At 75.8% G+C, this 22,535-nt stretch carries 18 protein-coding genes; 11 read left to right on the forward strand and 7 right to left on the reverse strand.

Annotated elements, in window-relative coordinates:
• Positions 1-15: 15 nt before the first annotated feature.
• Positions 16-2,154, forward strand: coding sequence for an ATP-dependent DNA helicase (locus J5O08_RS04460; RefSeq protein WP_308281344.1), 2,139 nt, complete (start codon positions 16-18; stop codon positions 2,152-2,154).
• A gap of 178 nt (positions 2,155-2,332) precedes the next feature.
• The gene (locus J5O08_RS04465; RefSeq protein ID WP_217614658.1) at positions 2,333-3,301 is read left to right on the forward strand and encodes an L-lactate dehydrogenase; all 969 of its coding nucleotides are present in this window, start codon (positions 2,333-2,335) and stop codon (positions 3,299-3,301) included.
• Here the strand turns inward: J5O08_RS04465 and J5O08_RS04470 are convergent.
• The gene (locus J5O08_RS04470; protein WP_218705642.1) at positions 3,298-4,251 is read right to left on the reverse strand and encodes a LysR family transcriptional regulator; all 954 of its coding nucleotides are present in this window, start codon (positions 4,249-4,251) and stop codon (positions 3,298-3,300) included. The genes J5O08_RS04465 and J5O08_RS04470 overlap by 4 nt on opposite strands.
• A gap of 82 nt (positions 4,252-4,333) precedes the next feature.
• Between J5O08_RS04470 and J5O08_RS04475 the strand changes: the two genes are divergently transcribed.
• A complete protein-coding gene (locus J5O08_RS04475) occupies positions 4,334-5,380 on the forward strand; it encodes an aminotransferase class V-fold PLP-dependent enzyme (RefSeq protein ID WP_218705643.1) in 1,047 nt (348 codons plus the stop codon).
• A 33-nt stretch (positions 5,381-5,413) separates the two neighbouring features.
• On the opposite strand, the gene lexA is transcribed toward J5O08_RS04475, so the two are convergent.
• Positions 5,414-6,157 carry a transcriptional repressor LexA gene (lexA, locus tag J5O08_RS04480; protein WP_147793801.1) on the reverse strand — a complete coding sequence of 248 codons (744 nt, stop codon included), beginning with the start codon at positions 6,155-6,157 and terminating at the stop codon, positions 5,414-5,416.
• Between the two features lie 255 nt (positions 6,158-6,412).
• Here lexA and J5O08_RS04485 point away from each other — a divergent pair, with 255 nt between their 5' ends.
• From J5O08_RS04485 to J5O08_RS04495, 3 genes are all read left to right on the forward strand, one after another.
• Positions 6,413-6,808, forward strand: a complete 396-nt coding sequence (locus tag J5O08_RS04485; RefSeq protein ID WP_217614631.1) for a LysM peptidoglycan-binding domain-containing protein — start codon at positions 6,413-6,415, stop codon at positions 6,806-6,808.
• Positions 6,809-7,300: 492 nt separating this feature from the next.
• Positions 7,301-7,810: a transcriptional regulator NrdR gene (nrdR, locus tag J5O08_RS04490; RefSeq protein WP_217614632.1), complete on the forward strand. Its 510-nt coding sequence runs from the start codon at positions 7,301-7,303 to the stop codon at positions 7,808-7,810.
• Between the two features lie 146 nt (positions 7,811-7,956).
• Entirely contained in the window at positions 7,957-9,981 is a 2,025-nt protein-coding gene (locus J5O08_RS04495) for a S9 family peptidase (RefSeq protein WP_218705644.1), read from the forward strand.
• A gap of 84 nt (positions 9,982-10,065) precedes the next feature.
• On the opposite strand, the gene J5O08_RS04500 is transcribed toward J5O08_RS04495, so the two are convergent.
• The 4 genes from J5O08_RS04500 to J5O08_RS04515 form a co-directional block, all read right to left on the reverse strand.
• Positions 10,066-11,760: an AMP-binding protein gene (locus J5O08_RS04500; protein WP_218705645.1), complete on the reverse strand. Its 1,695-nt coding sequence runs from the start codon at positions 11,758-11,760 to the stop codon at positions 10,066-10,068.
• Between the two features lie 76 nt (positions 11,761-11,836).
• Positions 11,837-12,886 carry an aldo/keto reductase gene (locus J5O08_RS04505; protein ID WP_218705646.1) on the reverse strand — a complete coding sequence of 350 codons (1,050 nt, stop codon included), beginning with the start codon at positions 12,884-12,886 and terminating at the stop codon, positions 11,837-11,839.
• Between the two features lie 54 nt (positions 12,887-12,940).
• Complete coding sequence (serA, locus tag J5O08_RS04510) at positions 12,941-14,137, reverse strand: phosphoglycerate dehydrogenase (protein WP_218705647.1); 1,197 nt, start codon at positions 14,135-14,137, stop codon at positions 12,941-12,943.
• Between the two features lie 70 nt (positions 14,138-14,207).
• On the reverse strand, positions 14,208-16,451 hold the full coding sequence (locus J5O08_RS04515) for an AAA family ATPase (RefSeq protein ID WP_218705648.1): 2,244 nt from the start codon (positions 16,449-16,451) through the stop codon (positions 14,208-14,210).
• A gap of 286 nt (positions 16,452-16,737) precedes the next feature.
• Here J5O08_RS04515 and J5O08_RS04520 point away from each other — a divergent pair, with 286 nt between their 5' ends.
• The 3 genes from J5O08_RS04520 (at position 16,738) to J5O08_RS04530 (ending at position 19,650) form a co-directional block, all read left to right on the forward strand.
• Positions 16,738-17,682: a proteasome assembly chaperone family protein gene (locus J5O08_RS04520; RefSeq protein WP_218705649.1), complete on the forward strand. Its 945-nt coding sequence runs from the start codon at positions 16,738-16,740 to the stop codon at positions 17,680-17,682.
• Positions 17,683-17,756: 74 nt separating this feature from the next.
• Positions 17,757-19,145 (forward strand): nitrate/nitrite transporter, encoded by a 1,389-nt coding sequence (locus tag J5O08_RS04525; protein WP_218705650.1) that lies wholly within the window; start codon positions 17,757-17,759, stop codon positions 19,143-19,145.
• Positions 19,146-19,446: 301 nt separating this feature from the next.
• Entirely contained in the window at positions 19,447-19,650 is a 204-nt protein-coding gene (locus J5O08_RS04530; RefSeq protein WP_066582120.1) for a cold-shock protein, read from the forward strand.
• An 83-nt stretch (positions 19,651-19,733) separates the two neighbouring features.
• Here the strand turns inward: J5O08_RS04530 and J5O08_RS04535 are convergent, their stop codons facing one another.
• Entirely contained in the window at positions 19,734-20,501 is a 768-nt protein-coding gene (locus tag J5O08_RS04535; protein ID WP_308281345.1) for a fused MFS/spermidine synthase, read from the reverse strand.
• Positions 20,502-20,777: 276 nt separating this feature from the next.
• Between J5O08_RS04535 and J5O08_RS04540 the strand changes: the two genes are divergently transcribed.
• Both J5O08_RS04540 and dinB read left to right on the forward strand, forming a co-directional pair.
• On the forward strand, positions 20,778-21,218 hold the full coding sequence (locus tag J5O08_RS04540) for an SAV_6107 family HEPN domain-containing protein (RefSeq protein ID WP_218705652.1): 441 nt from the start codon (positions 20,778-20,780) through the stop codon (positions 21,216-21,218).
• Positions 21,215-22,522 (forward strand): DNA polymerase IV, encoded by a 1,308-nt coding sequence (gene dinB / locus J5O08_RS04545; RefSeq protein ID WP_218705654.1) that lies wholly within the window; start codon positions 21,215-21,217, stop codon positions 22,520-22,522. The genes J5O08_RS04540 and dinB overlap by 4 nt, the downstream gene beginning before the upstream one ends.
• Positions 22,523-22,535 lie beyond the last annotated feature (13 nt).

A 22,535-nucleotide genomic window follows, 5' to 3' on the forward strand; every position in this document is an offset into this window, starting at 1 on the left:
GACTACCCTGTCCGGGTGCCCGATCCCGCTCCCGACGTCGACCACCTGCTCGACGTGGCGGTCGCGGCGCTCGGCGGCTCGCCCCGCGAGGGCCAGCGCCGGATGGCGAACCAGGTCGCCGAGGCGGTCGAGAAGGGCGAGCACCTGCTCGTCCAGGCCGGCACCGGCACCGGGAAGTCGCTCGGGTACCTGGTGCCCTCCGTGCGGCACGCCGTGGTCGCCGACGAGCGGGTGGTCGTGTCGACCGCGACGCTCGCGCTCCAGCGCCAGGTGATGACCCGCGACCTGCCGCTGGTGGCCGACGCGCTCGCCCCCGAGCTGCCGCGCAAGCCCCGGATCGCGCTGCTCAAGGGCTGGCACAACTACGTGTGCGTGCACAAGACGTCGGGCGGCTACCCGCCGGACGACCAGGGCATGCTGTTCGACCTCGGGGACCGCGGTGCGGCCGAGCACCCGTCCACGACCGACCCCGCCGACGGCGAGGACGCCGGCAAGGAGTCGCTCGGCGCGCAGGTGGTCCGGCTGCGGGAGTGGGCCGAGGAGACCGAGACCGGCGACCGCGACGACCTGGTCCCCGGCGTGACCGACCGGGCGTGGCGCCAGGTGTCGGTCACGTCGCTGGAGTGCCTGGGTCAGCGCTGCCCGCTGCTCGAGGAGTGCTTCCCGGAGCGCGCCCGCGCCGCCGCCCGGTCCGCCGACGTCGTGGTGACGAACCACGCGATGCTCGGCGTGGCGGCCTCCGGCTCGCCGCACGTGCTGCCCGAGCACCAGGTGCTGGTCGTCGACGAGGCGCACGAGCTCGCCGACCGGGTCACCGCCCAGTCCACGGCCGAGCTGTCCGTCGGCAGCGTCGAGCACGCGGGCCGGATGGCGCGCCGGCACGGCGGCATCGCCACCACCGACCTCGACTCGGCGGCGACCGCCCTCGGCGCCGCGCTGATCCACCTGCCCGAGGGGCGGTTCACCCAGGGGCTCCCGGAGGGCACCCGCCAGGCGGTCGCGATGGTGCGCGACGCGGCGCGCGGCCTGCTGTCGGCGCTGCGCCCCGAGAAGCCCGCGGCGGGCGAGGCGGCACCGGCGGACAGCGGGCTGAAGATCGCGACGTCGTCCGTGCTCGCCCTGTTCGAGGTCGCCGAGCGGATGGCCGCCGAGGCCGACGACCAGCGGTACACGGTGCTGTGGTGCTCCCGCGCCGAGCACGACGGCGCCACCCGGCTGTACGCCGCGCCGCTCGCCGTGAACGGCCTGATCCGGACGCACCTGCTGTCCGGGCGCGCGTCGGTGCTGACCTCGGCGACGCTGAGCCTCGGCGGCGAGTTCCGGTCGATGGCCCGCAGCATCGGGCTGGAGGGCGCGGGCGAGGCGGCCGCGGCCACGGCGACGGCGGCGACCGTCGCGGTGTCGGCGCCGGGCGGCAGCGAGGGCACCACGCTGGACGTGCCGAAGCCGGCGGCGAGCCCGGCCCCCGCGTCGCTGCCCTGGCACGGCGTCGACGTCGGCAGCCCGTTCGACTACCCGAGGCAGGGCATCCTCTACATCGCCCGCCGCCTGCCGCCCCCCGGGCGCGAGCCGGCCACCGACGCGCAGCTCGACGAGATCGAGGCGCTGATCACCGCGGCCGGCGGCCGCACGCTCGGCCTGTTCTCCTCCCGGCGGGCCGCCGTCGCGGTCGGCGAGGCGATGCGCGAGCGGCTCGACCTCCCGGTGCTGGTGCAGGGCGAGGACCAACTCCCGACGCTCGTGAAGCAGTTCGCCGCCGACGAGCCGACCTGCCTGTTCGGCACCCTGTCGCTCTGGCAGGGCGTCGACGTGCCGGGGCGGTCGAACGAGCTCGTGATCATCGACCGCATCCCGTTCCCGCGGCCGGACGACCCGGTGAAGTCGGCCAGGTCGGAGGCGGTGGCGGCGTCCGGCGGCAACGGCTTCATGTCGGTGGCGGCGACGCACGCCGCGCTGCTGCTCGCCCAGGGCGCGGGGCGGCTGATCCGGTCGACGGGGGACCGGGGCGTCGTCGCGGTGCTCGACCCCCGGCTGTCGACGGCCCGGTACGGGGAGTTCCTCACGCGGTCGCTGCCGGCGTTCTGGCGGACGACCGACCGCGAGGTGGCCCTGGGGGCGCTGCGCCGGCTCGCGGCGCCCGCGCCGACCGCCTGACCAGGGCGTCCGCGGCCCCGCGACGCGCCCGGGGCCCCCGCCCGGGGCGCGCCCGGGCGTGTGGGCCCGCTAGCCTCGTGACCAGCGCGCCGACCGGTGCGCGGGCACGGGCAGCACGTACGGGAGGACCGCCGTGAGCGAGCAGATCGACGACGTCGAGGGCGACGAGCTGGGTCTGGTGGGCACGCCCCTGCAGCCCCGCCGCACCACCAAGCTGGCGGTCGTCGGCGCGGGCGCGGTCGGGTCGACGATGGCCTACGCGGCGCTCATGCGCGGCGCGGCCCGCAGCGTCGTGCTCTACGACATCAACAAGGCGAAGGTCGAGGCCGAGGCGCTGGACCTCGGGCACGGCATCCAGTTCATGCCGATGGCCGAGGTCATCGGCTCGGACGACATCGCCGCGTGCGCCGACGCCGACGTCGTCATGATCACCGCGGGCGCCAAGCAGAAGCCCGGGCAGACCCGGATCGACCTGGCCGAGGCGACCATCGCCCTGGTCAAGAAGATCCTGCCCTCGCTCGTCGAGGTCGCGCCGAACGCCGTGTACGTGATGGTGACGAACCCGGTCGACATCGTCACGTACGCCGCCCTGAAGTTCTCCGGCCTGCCGCCGACGCAGCTGTTCGGGTCCGGCACGGTGCTCGACTCCTCGCGGCTGCGCTACCTCATCGCGCAGTACACGGGCGTCGCCGTGCAGAACGTGCACGCCTACATCGCGGGCGAGCACGGCGACACCGAGCTGCCGCTGTGGTCCTCGGCGACCATCGGCGGCGTGCCGATCCTCGACTGGAACGCCATCGAGGGCCACGTGCCGCTCACCCACGAGGTCCGCGAGTCGATCGCCCGCGAGGTCGTCGACTCGGCCTACCGGATCATCGCCGGCAAGGGCGCGACGAACTACGCGGTGGCGCTCGCGGGCTCGCGGATCATCGAGGCGATCGTCAAGGACGAGCGCCGCATCCTGCCGGTGTCGTCGCTGCTCGACGGCTACCACGGGATCAGCGACGTCTGCCTGTCGGTCCCGTCGATCGTCGGGCGGTCCGGCGTCGGCGAGCGGCTGCAGGTCCCGATGTCGACCGACGAGCTCGCGGGGCTCCGCCGCTCGGGCGAGCAGCTGCGCGCGGTCGCCCGCCGGTTCGGGCTCTAGGCGGTGCGCGGACGCGGCACCCGCACGTGCGGGTGCCGCACCGCCGTCGCGGCCTCGCGCAGCGCCGCCAGCGCGGCGACCACGGCGGGCACCCGCGCGGTGCCCGCCTCGCCGACGGCCTCCACGAGCCGCGCGGCGCCGGGCCGGGCGGGGTGCACCGTGACGCCCGGGTGCGGCAGCGCGGCCAGCGCCAGGCCCGGCAGGGTCGCCACGCCGAGCCCGGCCCGGACCAGGCCGAGCACCGCCAGGTAGTCGTCGGTCGCGAAGTCGACCCGCGGGGCGAAGCCGGCGCGGGCGCAGGTGCCGACGAGCTGGGCGCGGCACTGCGGGCAGCCCGCGATCCACGGCCGGTCGGCCAGGCCGGCGAGGTCGACCGGTTCGCCGGCGGTGCGGCCGTCGGACGCGGGCAGCACGACCACCACGTCGTCCCGCAGCAGGGGGACGCGCCGCAGCCGGTCGTCGTCCGCGGGGAGCGGGTCCGGCCGCGCGTCGCGGAACGTCACGGCGACGTCCACCCGGCCGGCGGCGAGCTCGGCCAGCGCCTCTGGCGGCTCCGCCTCCACGAGCGTGACCCCGACCCCCGGGTGGGCGGTGCGGAGCGCGGCGAGCGCGCCCGGGAGCAGGGTGGCCGCGGCCGACGGGAACGCGGCGACCCGGACCCGGCCGGCGCGCAGGCTGGCGACAGCCGCGACCTCCTCCAGGGTCGCGTCCAGCGCGGTCTGGACGGCCGACGCGTTGCGGGCGAGCACCTGACCGGCCTCGGTCAGCCGGACCCCGCGCCCGGCGCGCACCACGACCGGCGTGCCGACCAGCCGCTCGACGGCACGCAGCTGCTGGCTCGCCGCCGGCTGCGTCAGGCCGAGCTCCCGCGCGGCGGCGGTAACGCTGCCGGTGTCCTGGACGGCGCGGACGAGGCGCAGCGCGGCGGCGTCGAGGCTCCGGGAGACCATACGCCGAAGCATAAGTGCGCCGCATGGGTCGATGACGAACTGGTCGTTGCTCGCATGCGTGCCGATCGGTGAGCCTGGAGCCATGCGCACGCTCGACGATCTCCGATCCGACTTCGACCCGGTACGGGGGCACCTCGACGCGGCCACGGCGGGCGTCGCACCCCGCCGCACCGCCCGCGCGCTGCGCGAGGACGTGGACCGGTGGTCGTCGGGCGGCCTCGACGTGGCGCGGTACGAGCAGGCGGTGGTGACCGCGCGCGAGCGGTTCGCGGCGCTGGTGGACGTGCCCGCCGACCGGGTGGCGATCGGGTCGCAGGTCTCGGCGATGGCCGCGGTGGTCGCGGCGTCGCTCCCGGACGGCGCGCGCGTGCTGTGCGTCGACGGCGACTTCAGCTCGGTGGTGTTCCCCTTCCTCGCGCAGGGCCGGCTGCGGGTCGAGCACGTGCCCGCGGACCGGCTGGCCGAGGCCGTCGTGCCGGGTGTCGACCTGGTCGCCTACTCGCTGGTGCAGTCGGCGACCGGCGCGGTGCTCGACGACGACGCGGTGCTCGCGGCGGCCCGGTCGGCGGGCAGCCGGACGCTGTGCGACCTCACCCAGGCAGCGGGGTGGCGCCGCGTCGACGCGTCCCGGTACGACGTGAGCGTGACCGCGGCGTACAAGTGGCTGTGCGCCCCGCGCGGGACCGGCTTCCTCACCGTCCGGGCCGAGGCGCAGGACGCGCTGGTCCCCGTGCACGCGGGCTGGTACGCGGGCGACGACCCCTGGGCGTCCTGCTACGGGCCCGGGATGCGGCTGGCGGGGGACGCGCGGCGGTTCGACGTCTCGCCGGCGTGGCAGGCGTGGCTCGGTGCCGCCGAGTCGCTGGACGCCTTCGCGGGCACGGACCGGGACGCCGTCCAGGCGCACGCGGTCGGGCTCGCCGACGCCTTCCGCGCGGGCCTCGGGCTGGGGCCCGGTGGCAGCGCGATCGTGACGCTGCCCGACCCGGAGGGACGCCGGCGCGGCGCCCTGGTCGCCGCGGGCTGCCGGGTCGCCGGTCGCGCCGGGCGGGTGCGGCTGGCGTTCCACGTCTGGAACGACGCCGCAGACGTGCAGCGGGCGGTCACCGCGCTGCGCGGGGAGGTCTGACCGTCGGCCGGATGCCGCCCGGCCGGCGCGGCGTCAGAGGGAGCGCAGCACCGAGACGACGCGGCCGAGCACCTGGGCGTGGTCGCCGTCGATCGGCGAGTACGCGGGGTTCTGCGGCAGCAGCCACACGTGGCCGTCCGCGCGCTTGAGGGTCTTGACCGTCGCCTCGCCGTCGAGCATCGCGGCGACGATCTCGCCGTTCTCCGCGACGGGCTGCCGGCGGACCACGACCCAGTCGCCGTCGCAGATCGCGGCGTCGACCATCGAGTCCCCGACGACCTTGAGCAGGAACAGCTCGCCCGTGCCCACGAGCTGGCGGGGGAGCGGGAAGACGTCCTCGACGAGCTGCTCGGCGAGGATCGGGCCGCCGGCGGCGATGCGGCCGACCACCGGCACGTACGCCGCCTCGGGCGCGCCCTCGCGCGCGGCGGAGTCGGCGTCGCCGATCCCCGTGATGCCCGCGACACCGGGGAGCGGGGCGACGCCGCGCGAGTCGTCCGGCTGGACGACCTCGATCGCGCGCGGCCGGTTCGGGTCGCGGCGCAGGTAGCCCTTGCGCTCGAGCGCGGTGAGCTGGTGCTTGACGCTCGACGGGCTGGTGAGGCCGACGGCGTCGCCGATCTCCCGCATGCTCGGCGGGTAGCCGCGCGACTCGACCGACGCGCGCACCGTCTCGAGGACCAGCCGCTGGCGCGGCGTGAGGCCGTCGCCGTCCCCGAGCTCGGCCACGGCCGCCTCGCCGAGGCCCGCCGCGGTGCCCGTCCCGTCGCTCGCCATGTCCCGCTCCCGTCCCGTCCGCCCAGGTCAGCCGCCCGCAGGTGGGTCCGCGGCGGTCCGTCGGGCGGGCGTGTCAGTGCCTCGTGGTGCGCTGTACCCGACGTCACCGAGCGTAGGGGGACGGACGGACGGGATCAAACACCTGTTCGATCGTGTCTCGACATCGTCGGTGGGGTGTGGTTCCATCGTACAAGCGTTCGAACGAACAGGTGTTCGACTCGGGTCGCCCGGCGGCCCAGGAGGGAAGTGGTGGGGATGAGCGCGATCGCAGCACACCCGGGGATCGCCCGTCCGGCGCGCCGGCAGGCGCCCGCCCGACGCGACGGGGATGCGCGTCGGCCGGTCGCCGCAGGTGGCGAGGGCCGCCTCCACCTGACGCGGCGCGGTCGCGTCGTCGTCACCCTCCTGGGCCTGGCGGTCGTCCTCGGCGGCCTCGTGGGCGGCCGCGCGGTGGCCGAGGCCCCGGAGCGCGCCACCGAGGTGACGACGCACGCCGTGCAGTCGGGCGAGACGCTGTGGGCGATCGCCGCGAGCGTGGCGGGGCCGGGGGAGGACGTGCGGGACGTCGTCCTCGGCCTGCAGGAGCTCAACGGCCTGGCGGACGCCTCGCTCCAGGCCGGCCAGGTCCTGCTGCTCCCCGCCGGCTCCTGACGTCCCGTCGGTCGCCACCAGGCGGTGGTGAGCGGCGGTCCCGGATCGCAGCGCGACGGGGCTCCGAAGCCGCTGGTCAACCGGGGATCGAGGTCTCGAACGGATTACGGCACTCGGTGCTTGCGTAATTGGCCGGCGCGCCTCTACTGTGGTGCCACCTCGAACGGCTGGCTGGGGGGCTCGCCGCGAGGGACGCGTCGTCGTCCTGGCCCTCGGGCCGGACGCGGAGGCGTGCAGCAACCGTCCGGACGAGGCGAGTCGTCCGGACGAGACGGGACGGGGGCGTCCCCACGAGGGTGGCCGCAGCAGCGGCCACCCTCGTCGTCTTCCCGGGCACCGCTTCCCGGCGCGCTGAGCTGCGCGTTCACCCCTCCGCGGATCCGCCTTGCACCGCCCGCTCCCGGGGCCCTACCGTGTCTCGGTCGTCCGGGCGGGCGCGCGTCGCCGCGGTCGCCGGCCCGGCGCGTGCACCACATCCCGGAGGAGGCGTCCATGCACTGCCCGTTCTGCCGTCACGCCGACTCCCGCGTCGTCGACTCCCGCACGTCGGACGACGGCCTGTCGATCCGGCGCCGGCGCCAGTGCCCGCAGTGCAACCGACGGTTCACCACGATCGAGACCGCGAGCCTGTCCGTGGTGAAGCGGTCCGGCGCCACGGAGCCGTTCAGCCGGGAGAAGATCGTCAACGGCGTCCGGAAGGCCTGCCAGGGCCGCCCGGTCAGCGACGACGACCTCGCGGTGCTCGCCCAGCGCGTCGAGGAGAACCTGCGCGCGAGCGGGAGCGCCGAGCTCGACGCGTACGAGATCGGTCTCGCGATCCTCGGCCCGCTGCGCGACCTGGACGAGGTGGCCTACCTGCGGTTCGCCAGCGTCTACCAGGCGTTCAACAGCCTCGAGGACTTCGAGGCGGCGATCACCGTGCTGCGCGCGGAGAACGAGGCGGCCGACGCCGCCCGCGCCGCGTCGTCGCCCGCCCCCGCCGAGGACGCCCCGACCGCCTGAGGCGTCGCCCGGCGGCCCGGACCGGCCCCTGGTCCGTCCCGAGCCCGGGCACGGGCCCGTCCGGGCCCGTCCCGCACCGGCTCGCGCGGGCCCCGCGGCGGCAGCTCCGGCCCCGCGGGGGCCCCGAGCGTATTAACGTCGGCTGCGTGATCCCAGCTGACCTCGCGCTCCTGCACGCTCCCGGAACCCCCGCGGTCGCCCCTGACGGCTCCTTCGCCGTCGTCGCCCGCACCGCCCCGGACCTCGAGTCCGACGAGTACACCGGCCAGCTCTGGCGGGTGGCCACCGACGGCGCGACCCCGCCGCAGCGCCTGACCCGCGGCCACCGCGACACCGACCCCCAGGTGTCCCCGGACGGCCGCTGGGTCGCGTTCCTGCGCGCCGAGCCGAAGGGCCGCCCGCAGCTGTTCCTGGTCGAGGCCGCCGGCGGTGAGCCGGTCCGGCTCACCGACGCCCCGCTGGGCGTGCAGTCCGCCCGCTTCTCGCCCGACGGCTCGGCCCTCGCCTTCGTCGCCCGCGTGCCCGAGGAGGGCCGGTACGGCGACGGCGACTCCGGCGCGGAGCGTCCCCGGCACATCACCGAGCTGCCGTACCGCAACGACGGCGTCGGCTTCACGCGCGACAAGCGCCGCCAGCTGTTCGTGGTCGACGTGCCCGCTGACCCCGACGCACGCGCCGCGCAGCCGGGTGCGGACGACGAGCCCGCCGCCCGTCAGATCACGTCCGACGACACCGACGTCGAGCAGATCGCCTGGTTCCCCGGCGGCCGGTACGTCGTCGCGGTCGCGGCCCGGCACACCGGCAAGGACCAGGACCTGCGCTCGGACGCGGTCGTCGTGGACACCGCGCCGGACGCCGACGGCGCGCTCGTCCCGCTCACCGACGCGGACGCCGGCAGCACGCTCGCCGTCGCCGCCGTGCTGCCGTCGGCGGACGGTGCGGCCCTGTGGCTGCTCGCGCAGGACATGGGCACGTCGGGCCGGGAGTTCGTGGCGACCCAGACCGGGCTGTTCCGCCTCGCGCTGGCCGCCGGCGACGCCGCGCCGACCCCGGCGGGCGCCCCGGAGCGGCTGACCGACGCCGAGGCGGTCGACCTCGACCCCGGGACGTTCGCCGTCACCGTCGACGGCGTGCTCGCGGGCGTGCTGCACCGCGGCACGGTCGTCCTGCGCGAGCACCGCGCCGACGGCTCGACGCGTGACCTGCTCACCGGCCTCGTCGCCCACGGCGTCGCCGCGGCGACCGACGCACCGGTCGCCGTGGTCACCGCGGCCGGCCCGGTCACGTCCGGCGACCTGCACGCCGTCGACCTGGCGACGGGCGCGACCCGGGCGCTCACCGACTGGTCGGCACCGCTGCGCGCCACCGGCCGGGTCCGCGAGCCGCGCGAGGTCACCGCGACCGCGCCCGACGGCTACCCGGTGCACGGCTGGCTCGTCACCCCGGACCCGGAGCGGTTCGCCGGCCCGCACCCGACGATCCTCCTGATCCACGGCGGTCCCTACGCCCAGTACACGGTCGGCCTGTTCGACGAGGTGCAGACCCTCGCCGAGGCCGGCTACGCGGTCGTCTACGGCAACCCGCGCGGCGCGGCCGGGTACGGCTCGGCGCACGGCAAGGCGATCCAGCACGGCTTCGGCACGGTCGACACCGACGACGTGCTGGCCCTGCTCGACGCGGCCCTCGAGGACCCGGCGCTCGACGGCGAGCGGGTCGGCGTGATGGGCGGCTCCTACGGCGGCTACCTCACGGCGTGGCTGACCACCCGCACCGACCGGTTCGTCGGCGCGATCGTGGAACGAGGGTTCCTCGACCCGGTGAGCTTCGTCGGGTCGAGCGACATCGGCTGGTTCTTCGGCCTGGAGTACCTGGGCGACGGCGACGACGAGGAGTCCCGCGCGCAGGTGGCCGCGCAGTCGCCGATGGCGCACGTGTCCCGCGTGACCACGCCGACGCTCGTCATCCACTCGGAGCAGGACTGGCGGTGCCCGGTCGAGCAGGGGCAGCGCTGGTTCGTCGAGCTGAAGCGGCGCGGGGTGCCGGCCGAGCTGCTGCTGTTCCCGGGCGAGGGCCACGAGCTGACCCGGTCCGGCCGCCCGCAGCACCGGCTGGTGCGGTTCGAGCACGTGCTCGACTGGTGGGAGCGGACGCTCCCGGTCGCGCAGGGCTGACCGCCCGCGACGACGAGGAGCCCCGCACCGGTTCTCCGGTACGGGGCCCCTCGTCGTGCGGTCGCGTCGGGCGCGCGGCGGGCGTCAGACCGCGGACGACGCCAGCAGGTCGTCCCGGACCACCCGGCGCAGCACCTTGCCGATCTGCGACCGCGGCAGCTCGGTGAGGATGACGAGCTCACGCGGCACCGCGTACCGGGCCAGGCGCTCGCCGCACCACTCCCGCACCGCCGCGATGTCGACGTGCGCCCCGAGCTCGGTGACGATCGCGGCCACGACCTTCTCCCCGAGGTCGCCGCCGGGGAGGCCGACGACGGCCACGTCCCGGACGCCCGGCATGCCGCGGAGCTTGTCCTCGACCTGCGACGGGTACACCTTGAAGCCGCCGGTGACGATCATCTCCTTGATCCGGTCGACCAGGACGACGAAGCCGTCGTCGTCGAGCCGGACGACGTCCCCGGTGCGCAGCCAGCCGCCGGGCAGCAGCTGGTCGGCGGTCTCCTCGGGCCGGTTCCAGTAGCCGGAGAACACCTGCGGGCCGCGGATGAGCAGCTCGCCCTGCTCACCCGGGGCGACGTCGCGGGTCGGGTCCTCCTGGTCGACCACGCGGACGTCGGTGCTCGGGAACGGCAGGCCCAGCGCACCGGGCCGGCGGGCGGGGGACAGCGGGCTGCCGAGCGCGACGGGGGAGGTCTCGGTCATGCCGTAGCCCTCGATGACGAGGCCGCCGGTCAGCCGCTCCCACCGGGCGGCGGTCTCGGGCGACAGCGACATCGCCCCGGAGATCGCGTACCGGAAGGACGACAGGTCGGCCTTCTTCGCCTCGGCGGCCGCGGCGAGCCGGTCGAGCATCGGCGGCACGGCCGGCAGGAAGGTGCCGGGGCGGCGCCGCTGCGCGGCGAGCACGGTCGCCGGGTCGAACTTCGGGAACGCCACCAGCGTCGCGCCGACGCGGGTGGCGTAGGTGAGGCAGAGCGTCAGGCCGAACGCGTGGAAGAACGGCAGCACGCCGTAGATCGTCTCGGTGCCCGGCTCGGCCTGGGTCCACGCGTGCCCCTGCACCGCGTTCGCGACCAGGTTCCGGTGCGTGAGCACCGCGGCCTTGGGCGTGCCGGTGGTGCCGCCGGTGTACTGCAGCAGGGCCACGTCGTCGGCCGTCGGCCCGGGAGTCCCGGCGGGGAGCGCGGTGGCCTCCGCGACCAGCCGGTGCCAGACCGGGGTGCCGGCCGGGAGGGCGGCGCGCAGGGCGGTCCGGGTCCGGCGGGCGGCAGGCAGGGGGAGCCGCAGCGCAAGGCGCTTGGCGGTGGGCAGGTCGGCCGACACGTCCACGGCGACGACGGTCCGGACCGACGTGCGGTCCTGCCCCGCGAGCACGGGTGCGACGGCCTTCTCCCAGACGAGCGCGACGGTGGCGCCGGAGTCGGCGAGCTGGTGCGCGAGCTCGTCCGAGGTGTACGTCGGGTTGGTCTCGACCACGACCGCGCCGAGCCGCAGCGCGGCGTAGAACGCGACGACGTGCGCGGTGCAGTTGGGCAGCACGATCGCGACCCGGTCGCCGGCGCGCACGCCGAGGCCGCGGAGCACGGCGGCGCCCCGCGCGACCGCGCCTGCGAGCTCGGCGTACGTCGTGGTCTCGCCCATGAAGTCCACCGCGACGCGGTCGGGCCAGGCCGCGGCGGCGCGGTCCAGGGCGGCGGTCAGCGGCTCGTCGGGCACGTCGACGACGGCCGGGACGCCCGGCGCGTAGGAGGTGTGCCACGGTCGCGTGAAGTCGGTCACGAGGTCACCGTAACCTACGGATGCGTAAGTTACGTGTGCGTAGCCCGAGGCAACCGCGCAGGGTTCCCTGTGAGTGTCAGAGGTCGGAGGACCGCGAGCCCCACAGGTTGATGCCCGCGTCCACCGCGTGCCGGTCGATCTCGCCCAGCTCGTCGTCGGTCAGGGCCGGACCGTCGACCGCGGCGAGGTTCTCCCGGAGCTGCTCGGGGGTGCGCGCGCCGAGCGCCACCGACGTCACCCGCGGGTCGCGCAGCACCCAGGCGATGGCGAGCTGCGCGAGCGACTGGCCCCGGGCCTCCGCCACCGCGTTCAGCGCGCGGACCCGGTCCAGGTTCTCGTCGCTCAGGTACTCCGCCCGCAGCGGTCCGCCGCGCGCCGCCCGGGAGTCCTCGGGCACGCCGCCCAGGTACTTGCGGGTGAGCATGCCCTGGGCCAGGGGGGAGAACGCGACGACCCCGAGCCCGGCCTCCCCGGCGACGTCGAGCAGGCTGCGGTCGCCGGCCTCGCCGTCGGGCTGCTCGACCCAGCGGTTCAGCATCGAGTACGACGGCTGGTGCAGGGTCAGCCGCAGGCCCAGGTCGTCGGCGACCGCCAGCGCCTCGGCGGTGCGCCGCGCGGAGTACGACGAGATCCCCGCGTACAGGGCACGGCCGGAGTCGACGGCGGTCTTGAGCGCGCCGATCGTCTCCTCCAACGGGGTGCTCGGGTCGTACCGGTGGCTGTAGAACACGTCGACCCGGTCGGTGCCGAGCCGGCGCAGCGACTGGTCGAGGGACGCCAGCAGGTACTTCCGGGAGCCGAACTCGCCGTACGGGCCGGGCCACTGCCGGTAGCCGGCCTTGGTCGCGATGAGCAGCTCGTCGCGGTACGGCGCCAGGTCGGTCGCCAGCAGCCGACCGACGCTCTCCTCGGCGGCCCCGGGCGGGGGACCGTAGTTGTTCGCGAGGTCGAGGTGCACGACGCCGGCGTCGAACGCCGCGATCACGAGCGCGCGCTGGTCGGCGAACGGCGTCGCGTCGCCGAAGTTCTGCCAGAGCCCCAGGGTCACCGCGGGCAGGTCCAGGCCGGAACGGCCGGCGCGGCGCAGGGGGAGTCGGTCGTGGCGGGCGTCGTCGGCGAGGTGCACGTGCCCGACGCTAGCGTGTGGGCCGGGCACCCCGCCGGGCGGCGGGTCGGGCCGTCAGTCGACGACGCGCAGCCGGATCGTCTCCGGACGGGCGCGCAGCGCCGCGACCACCGCGGGCTCCACCGCGACCGCGTCGGTCACCACGTAGCCGACCTCGCCGCGCGTGGCGAGGAGCTGGCCCTCGATGTTCGCGCCGTGCTCGGCGAGCGTGTTGTTGACCGCGGCCAGCACGCCCGGGACGTTGCGGTGCAGGTAGGTGAGGCGGTGCACGCCGGGGCGGTGCTCCAGCGTGAGGTTCGGCAGGTTGACGCTGAGCATCGTGGTGCCGGTGTGCATGAAGTCGCGGAGCTTGTTCGACACGAACTGGCCGATCGCCTCCTGCGCCTCCTCGGTGGACCCGCCGGTGTGCGGGGTGAGGATGACGTTCGGCAGGCCCCGCAGCTCGGACTCGAACGGGTCGCCCTTGCGCTTCGGCTCGACGGGGAACACGTCGACGGCCGCGCCGGCCACGTGCCCGGCGAGCACCGCGTCGCGCAGCGCGGCGTAGTCGACGACGAAGCCCCTCGACAGGTTGAGGAAGATCGCGCCCTCACGCATCCGCGCGAACTGCTTGGCGCCGAACAGGCCGGCGTTGCCGCTGCGGCCGTCGACGTGCAGCGTGACGATGTCCGCGACGTCCAGCAGCTCGTCGAGCGTCTCCGCGCGGCGCGCGTTGCCGAGCGCCAGCTTCTCCGCCGTGTCGTAGAAGACCACGGACATGCCGAGGTTCTCGGCGAGCACCGACAGCTGGGTGCCGATGTTGCCGTAGCCGACGATGCCGAGCGTGCGGCCGCGGACCTCGTGCGAGCCGTCGGCCGACTTGTTCCAGACGCCCTCGTGCATCGACTTGTCGAGCACGGTCAGGCGGCGGGTCAGCGCGATGATGTCGGCCAGCGCGATCTCGACCACCGAGCGGGTGTTCGAGAACGGGGCGTTGAACACCGCGACGCCGCGGGAGGCCGCCGCGTGCAGGTCGATCTGGTTGGTGCCGATGCAGTAGGCGCCGACCGCGACCAGGTCGGGCGCGGCGTCGAGCACGGCCTCGGTGACGTTGGTCTTGGACCGGATCCCCAGCAGGTGCACGCCCTGCAGCGCCTCGATCAGCTCGGACTCGTCGAGCGCGCCGGAGCGCGTGACGACCTCGTAGCCGGCCGCCTCCATGATGGTGCGGGCCTGGGGGTGCAGGTTCTCGAGGAGCAGGGCGCGTAGCACGGGCCTATGGTGCGCCTCCCGCGTCGCGGTTCCAAGCCGGTCCCGGTCCTCGGACACCCGTGCCCCGCGGTCAGCCCGCGTCCGGCTGCTCCCAGCCCGCGGGCAGCGGCCGGCTGTGCACGACCCGCAGCGCCTGCGTCGGCCGGGTCATCGCGACGTACAGGTCGCCGGCCCCGCCCTTGAGCACGTCGGCCGGCTCGACCAGGACGACCGCGTCGAACTCCAGGCCCTTGCTCTGGGTCGGCGTCATCAGGGTCAGCGGGGCGTCCAGGTCGGGCGACCCGGCGCGCGTGGACCCCGCCTGCGGCAGCACCCGCGCCAGCGTCGGCAGCGCCTCGGGCGCCGCGATGACCGCCACCCGCCCGGCACCGCTGGCGTCGCGGACCGCGTCGAGCGCGGCTGCGGCGTGCCGGGCGACGGCCTCGGGCACCGCGGCGGCGTCGACCAGGTCGGTGCGCAGCGCGTCGTCGACGTCGCGGGCCGAGGTCGTCGGCGTGAGCGGCAGCCCGGCCGCGCGGCCGACGCGCTCGGCGGCGCGGGCCACCGAGGCGGGGGTCCGGTAGTTGACGGTGAGCTCGGACAGCCGCCAGCCGCCCGCGAGGATGCGGTCGAACGTCGCGGCCCAGTCCCGGGTGCCGGCGGCGGTCGAGGTCTGCGCGACGTCGCCGACGACGGTGAGCGACCGGGTCGGCACCCGGCGCAGCACCATCCGCCAGGCCATGGGGGAGAGCTCCTGCGCCTCGTCGACGACCACGTGCCCGTAGGTCCAGGTGCGGTCGGCCGCGGCGCGCTCCGCGGTGGTGAGCGCCGGGCCGGTCGCGGCGAACCGGTCCGCGAGCAGCTCGGCCGACACGAGCCCGGTGCCGGACTGCTCCAGCACCTGCCGGGCGTAGTCGAGCTCCTGGGCGCGCTGCGCGGCGTCGTGCTTCGCCTGCGCGCGGGCGGCCTGGTCGTCCTCGCCCAGCAGCTCCGCCGCCTCGTCGAGCAGCGGCACGTCTGCCTCGGTCCACGGGGCGTCGGCGTCGCGGAGCAGGGCGGCGCGCTCGTGCCCGGACAGCTCCGGCGCGGCGGCGTCCAGGCGGGCCGGCTTCGACAGCAGCCCCGAGATCAGGCCCTGGGGGGTGAGCGGCATCCACGCGAGGTTCAGCGCGATCCGGATCTCGCGGGTCGTGCGCAGCTCCTCGAGGATCTCGCCGCGCTCGTCCGGCGCGACCGACCAGCCGAGCTGGCTGACGTACTGCTCCGCGAGCCGGCCCAGCATGTCGCGCACGAACGTCACGCGCGCCTGGTTGTGCGGCCGGTGCCCGCGGCGGGCGTGGTTGATCGCGCCGCGCACGTCGGACGGCTTCACGACGATCCGGTGGCCGTCGATCGTCACGACGGTCGGCTGCTGCGGTGCGCGCTGCCGCTGCCGGACGGCGCGCTCGACGATCTTCCGCCACACCGGGCGGCCCTTGATCTCGGCGACGACGTCGTCCTCGGTGCCCGTCGCGACGATCCCGGGGAACAGCTCGCCGACCGTGGTCGACACGACGCCGGTCTCGCCGAGGGAGGGGAGCACCTGGTCGATGTACCGCAGGAAGGTGCGGCTGGGGCCGAGCAGCAGCACGCCCGAGCGCTCCAGCACGCGGCGGTGGGCGTAGAGCAGGTAGGCGGCGCGGTGCAGCGCCACGGCGGTCTTGCCGGTCCCCGGGCCGCCCTGCACGACGAGCGCGCCCGCCAGGTCGGCGCGGATGATCGCGTCCTGCTCCGCCTGGATGGTCGCGACGATGTCGCCCATCCGCCCGGTGCGCCGCGCGGCCAGCGCCGCCAGCAGCGCGCCCTCGCCGGACAGCGCGCCCAGCCGGGCCGCGGCCTCCTCGTCGGCGAGCACGTCGAGGTCGATGACCTCGTCCTCCAGGCCGGTGACGCGGCGGCCGCGGGTCACCAGGTGCCGGCGCTGCACGACGCCGTCGGGGTTCGCCGAGGTCGCCCGGTAGAACGACTGCGCCGCGGGCGCGCGCCAGTCCGTGAGGATCGAGGCGTGCTCGTCGTCGTTCAGGCCGATGCGGCCGATGTACCGGCGGCCGCCGTCGGACAGGTCCAGCCGGCCGAACGCCAGCCGGTCCTCGACGGCCTCCAGCCGCGCGAGCCGGTCCTCGTAGAGGGTGGCGAACGCGTCCCGCTCCGAGCGGTTCTGGGGCGAGCCCGACGGGCCGACGCGGCGGACCTCCGTCAGTCGCTCGCGGGTGGCCGCCCGCAGCTCGTCCAGCCGCGCGTACAGGCCGTCGACGACCTCCTGCTCGGCCGCCAGCTGCGCCTCGATCCCGGTCACGCCTGCTCCCGTCGGTCGTCCCCGTGGCGCCCCGACCCCCGGGTGGCGCCACCGTCCTGCGCCGCGCCCGGCCGGCGTCGACACGGGGTCGGGCGGCCGGAGCGGCCGTCCATTCTCCACCATTCCGGGAGGGGCGTGTGACGGCCGACCGGGTGGCGGTCGCCGGGGTCGCTGCCAGCGCGAAGATCGTCGGGCCGCTCGGGAAGAGGCGGGGCGCCCGCGGTGTTGTGACCCTCAGGACGCCGCCCCCCGGGCGGCGCGCGGACTGACCCCCAGGGAGGACCCCATGCTGGACCCGAGCGAGATCTACGCCGTCGACCCGGCGGTCGCCGCCGAGGTCGAGGCGCGGACCGCGGGCGGCAGCGGGCCGGTGCTCGTGCACGCGGTGCGCGGCTTCGTGGACGCCGGCGGCGCCGGGCGGCTGTCGGCCGAGCATCTGACCGAGCAGCTCCCGACCGAGCGGCTGGCGACCTTCGACGTCGACCAGCTCCTCGACTACCGCTCCCGCCGCCCCACCGCCACCTTCGAGGGCGACCACTGGGGCGAGTACGACGAGCCGGAGCTCGCCGTCGACCTGGTGAAGGACACCTCCGGGGTGCCGTTCCTGCTGCTGCACGGCGTCGAGCCGGACGTGCAGTGGGAGCGGTTCGCCGCCGCGGTGCGCCAGATCGTCGAGCGGTTCGACGTGCCGCTGACCGTGGGCCTGCACGGCATCCCCATGGGCATCCCGCACACCCGGCCCCTGTCGGTGACGGCGCACGCCAACCGGCCGGAGCTCGTCGCGGACTACACGTCGTGGTTCGGCACCGTGCAGGTCCCGGCCTCCGCGGGCACGCTGCTGGAGATCCGGCTCGGCCAGTCCGGGCACGACGCCATGGGCTTCGCGGTGCACGTCCCGCACTACCTCGCGCAGTCGCCGTTCCCGCAGGCGTCGATCACGGGCCTGGAGCACGTGCAGCGCGCCGCCGGCCTCGAGCTCGACCTCGGGGCGCTGACCGAGGCCGCGTCCGAGACGATGCTGGAGGTCGAGCGCCAGGTCGAGGACCAGCCCGAGGTGCAGACGGTGGTGCACGCGCTCGAGCAGCAGTACGACGCGTTCGCCCGCAACATCGGGCGGCCGAGCCTGCTCGCCGAGACCGCGGAGCTGCCGACCGCCGACGAGCTGGGCGCCGAGTTCGAGCGGTTCCTCGCCCAGCAGGGCGACGAGAAGGGGCCGAACCCGGGGTACTGATGCCCGGGGCCAGTCCCTGTGTGTGACCCGCGACTCGTCGGGGGCGCACGCGGGGACCGGCAGAATGGCTCCACGTGACCTCCGACCGCCGCGCCCTGCTCGTCTGGTCCGTCGCGGTCGGCGCGTACGTCGTCGCGATCATGAACCGGTCGTCGCTGGGCGTCGCCACGCTCGAGGTGACCGACCTGTTCGGCGTCTCGTCCGCCCTGCTGGCGACGATGGCCGTGGCGCAGCTCGTCGTCTACGCCCTGCTGCAGGTGCCGGTCGGCGTCCTGCTCGACCGGTACGGGCCTCGGGTGCTGGTCGCGTCGGGCGCGGCCGGGATGGCGCTCGGGCAGACGGTGCTGGCGCTCGCGCCCTCGGCGGGCTGGGTGCTGGCCGGCCGGGTGCTCGTCGGCGCGGGGGACGCGCTGACGTTCGTCTCGGTGGTCCGGCTCGTGCCCGCGTGGTTTGCCGCCCGTCGCGTGCCCGTGATGACGCAGCTCACCGGGAGCCTCGGGCAGCTGGGGCAGGTGCTGTCGGCGGTGCCCGTCGTCGCGCTGCTGCACGCCGAGGGCTGGCGGACCACCTTCCTGTCCGTCGCGGCCGTGGGCGTGGTCGCGACGGTCGCGGTGGTGGCGGTCGTGCGGGATGCGCCGGCGGAGGCCGACGTGCCCGTCGGGGCGCTCGCGGGCCCGGACGCACCCGCGGGTCGGGCCGCCGAGCCCGGGGTCGCTGCTGCCCTCGCCGCGGGCGCCGCGGCCGCACCCGCACCGTGGTGGCGGGTCGGCCTGCTGCGCCGGCGGTGGCGGCCCGCGCGAGCCCGGGCGCCGCGGGAGCCCGGTGCGCTGCGCGCGGTGCTGCGCGACCCCGGTGCGCGGCTGGCGTTCTGGATGCACTTCTCGGGCCAGTTCAGCAACCACGTCGTCGTGCTGCTGTGGGGGTTCGCGTTCTTCGTGGAGGGCCAGGGCCGCACGCCGGGCGAGGCGAGCGCGCTGCTCACGCTCAACGTGGTCGCGGCGGTGGTCGCCGGGCCTGTGATCGGCGTCGTCGTGGGCCGGCACCCGCGCGCGCGGATGCCCCTGGCACTCGGCACGTCGGCCGCGATCGGCCTGGCGTGGCTGTCGGTCACCCTGCCCACCGCGCCGGTGCCGTACGCGGTGCTGTGCGTGTTCGTCGTCGTCGTCGCCGTCGGCGGTCCGACCTCGCTCGTGGCGTTCGACGTGGCGCGGTCCTGCACACCGCCGCGGCGGCTGGGCACCGCCACCGGGTTCGTCAACACCGGCGGGTTCGTCGGGGCGCTCGCGACCATGCTGGTCGTGGGGATCGTGCTGGACGCGGCGTCGGGCGGCGCCGACGCGCGCGACCTCGACGCGTTCCGGTCGGCGTTCGCGTGGGTGGCGGTGCCGTGGGTGCTGGGCGTCGCCGCGATGCTCCTCGGCCGGCGGGCCGCGCGCCGCGCCCACCCGGGGCTGGCGGTCTGAACCCCTCCCGACCGGTCGGTCGGGGTGGTCGTCCTGTGATCGGCTCGTGACCGGATCGTTGTGATCCACGCCCCATCGGGCCTTGAAGAACCGTGGCGTCGCGATGACCTGCGTGAGAGGATCGCCGTGTTGCAGTGACGTACTGACGCTTGACCGGCGCCGGTCGGGCCCCTCCGGGGACGCCCGCGCGGCACCTTCCAGCCATCCGGCTGGTCCACCCGGTGCAGGACGCGGGATAGGCATTGCGGCACGGTCCGGGGAGTTCCCGGCACCGTCACCGGATGGACAGAAGGACAAGAACATGGCACAGGGTGCTGTCAAGTGGTTCAACGCCGAGAAGGGCTACGGCTTCATCGCCCAGGACGGCGGCGGCGCCGACGTCTTCGTGCACTACTCGGCCATCGACTCCCAGGGCTACCGCTCGCTCGAGGAGGGCCAGCGCGTCGAGTTCGAGATCACCCAGGGCCCGAAGGGCCCGCAGGCGGAGCAGGTCCGTCCGCTCTGATCTGACTCCGGCCGCCCCTCGCGGGCAGTCCGCACGACGAGGCCGCATCCCCTCCGGGGGTGCGGCCTCTGTCGCGTCCGGGGTCAGGCGCCCGGGTCGGGCTCCGCGGGGTCCGGCTCGAGCTCGGGCGCGGCGTCGCGCAGCGGGGCGGCGCGGCCGACGAACGCCGCGAGCTCCTCGTCGACCAGCAGCCGCGCGGGCACCGGCAGCGACCGGAGGTCGCGGGCCAGCCCGGCGTCCGCGAGCAGCGCCGGGTCGTCCGTGCCGATGAGCACGAGGTTCCCGTACCGCCGGCCGCGCAGCACCGCGGGCTCGGCGACGACGCCGACGTGCCGGAACACCGCGCCGAGCGTCGCGGCCTCGGCGCGGGCCAGCGCGAGCGGCGGGCGGTCGGCGCAGTTCGCCAGGTAGACGCCGCCGGGGCGCAGCACCCGCGCGACGTCCCGCGCGAACTCCTCGGTGGTCACGTGCGCGGGCGTGCGGTCGCCGGCGAACACGTCCCGCACCACCACGTCCGCGCTGGCACCGGCGAGCGTGCCGAGCTCCGCGCGCGCCTCGCCGGCCCGCAGGCGCAGGGCGGGGGACCGGGGCAGGTCGAACCAGTCGCGGACCAGGGCCACGAGGACCGGGTCGAGGTCGACCGCGACCTGCCGGGCGCCGGGGAACCGCGCGTGCGCCCACCGCGCCATCGCGCAGCCGGCGGCGCCGAGGTGCACGGCGCGGAACGGGCCGTCCGCCGTCGGGAGGTGGTCCAGGACCGCCGCCATCTGCTGCATGTACTCGAAGTCGAGGCGCTCCGGGTCGGCGAGGTCGAGGTGCGAGCTCGGCACGCCGTTCACCAGCAGGGTCACCGCGTCCGGGTCGTCCGGCGAGCGCTGCACCTCGGCGGTGCCGGTGGCGATGGGGACCGGGCCGTCGGGCCACGGCTGCCCGGGTCCGGCGGAGCCGCCGCGCCCGCCGCGTGTCGGTGGTCGGTGGGACTCTGAGTCGGGACGGGAGGCTCTCGTGGCCCTCTCCGACCTGCTGGATCGGCCGGACCGGCCACGAGACGCCATCCGCCCACCGTACGGGTTGACGCGTTCGAACAGGTGTTCGATACTGGGACTGTCGAGAGAGGGAGGTGCGCGATGCCGGTCAAGACCCTTCGTGCCCTGCGGAGTGCCGCGCCCGGGCTGTCGGGCCGCACGGCCGAGCTGCTGCAGCGCGCGGACGCGGAGCTCGTGGCCGCGCAGTTCTCCTCGGAGCCCTGGGAGCAGTTCACGCACGCGCACCTCGCCGCCCTGCGGGCCGGAGCGGCGGTGCTCGCCGAGCGGCAGCCGCTGTCGGCGCGCCGCGGGCCGCGCACGGTGTGGGAGCTGCTCGACCGGGTCGCCCCGGAGATGGGCCGCTGGTCCGCCTACTTCGCCGCGGGCGCGGGCCTGCGTGCAGCCGTGGACGCCGGTCGGTTCGACGCGGTGTCCACGGAGCGCGCCGAGCAGGTGCTCTGCCACGCGGAGGACTTCCTGGACCTGGTCCGGGCCGAGCTGGAGAGCGCCGCGGTCGAGGTCGAGGCGGCGCGCGCCGGATGAGCCGGGGCCCGCGGTCGCAGGACGCGAAGCGCGACTGGGGCACCGAGGAGGACGGGTGCTCGATCCTGCACGTCGACATGGACGCGTTCTTCGCCTCCGTGGAGCTCGCGCGGCGGCCGCACCTGCGGGGCAAGCCGGTGATCGTCGGCGGCTCCGAGCGTTCCGTCGTGCTCGCCGCGACGTACGAGGCGCGCGCGTTCGGGGTGCACTCGGCCATGCCGATGGCGGTGGCCCTGCGCCGGTGCCCGCAGGCGATCGTCGTCCCGCCGGACCACGGCGCCTACACCGAGGTGTCGCGCAGCGTGATGCAGGTGCTGCACGACGTGACCTCGATCGTCGAGCAGGTCAGCGTCGACGAGGCGTTCCTGGACGTGAGCGGGGCGCGGCGCCGGCTCGGCAGCCCGACCCGGATCGCCGCGCTCATCCGCGAGCGGGTGCAGGCGCGGCACGGCATCACCTGCTCCGTCGGCATCGGCGCCACCAAGTTCGTCGCGAAGCTCGCGTCCGGGCACGCCAAGCCGGACGGCGTGCTGCTCGTGCCCAGGGCCGCGACCGTCGACTTCCTCCGGGTGCTGCCGGTCGGCGCGCTGTGGGGCGTCGGCGAGCGGACCGCTGCCGCGCTCGAGCGCTGGGGCATCCGCACCGTGGCCGAGCTCGCCGACAGCGACGTGGCCGTCGTGCAGCGCGCGGTCGGCAAGGTCGCCGGCGCGCACCTGCACGACCTCTCCTGGGGGCGGGACCCCCGTCCCGTGACGCCGGGCCGCGAGGAGAAGAGCATCGGCGCGGAGGAGACCTTCGCCGTCGACGTCCGGGACATGCGGGTCGTGGACAGCAAGGCGCTCGAGCTCGCCGACCGGTGCGCGGGGCGGTTGCGGGCGCAGCGGCTCGTCGCCCGGACCGTCGCCGTGAAGATCCGCACCTCGGACTTCCGGACGCTCAGCCGGTCCCGGACGCTGGCGCAGCCGACCGACGTCGGGCGCGAGCTCTACCTCGTGGCGCGCGACCTCCTCGCCGCCGCCGACCTCGGCGGGCTCCCGGTGCGGCTCGTCGGCGTCCGCGCGGAGGGCCTGATGCCGGCCGCGGACGTCATCCGGCAGCCCACGCTCGACGAGGTGACCGGCTCCGACCCGGACGCCCGGCGCGAGGCGGAGCGGGCGATGGACCTCGTGCGCGCCCGGTTCGGGCGGGCCGCGATCGGCGCCGGGACGCCCACCGTGGGACGGTCCGCGCGCGAGGTGTCGGCAGGGTCACCCGCCGCGGGGGAGCGCTCGACTTCCGACTTCGCCACCGGCCATCTATCCTGAGGTGAAGAAGTCC

The organism is Cellulomonas sp. PS-H5, from assembly GCF_019265565.1.
In the GTDB taxonomy this organism is placed as follows: domain Bacteria; phylum Actinomycetota; class Actinomycetes; order Actinomycetales; family Cellulomonadaceae; genus Cellulomonas.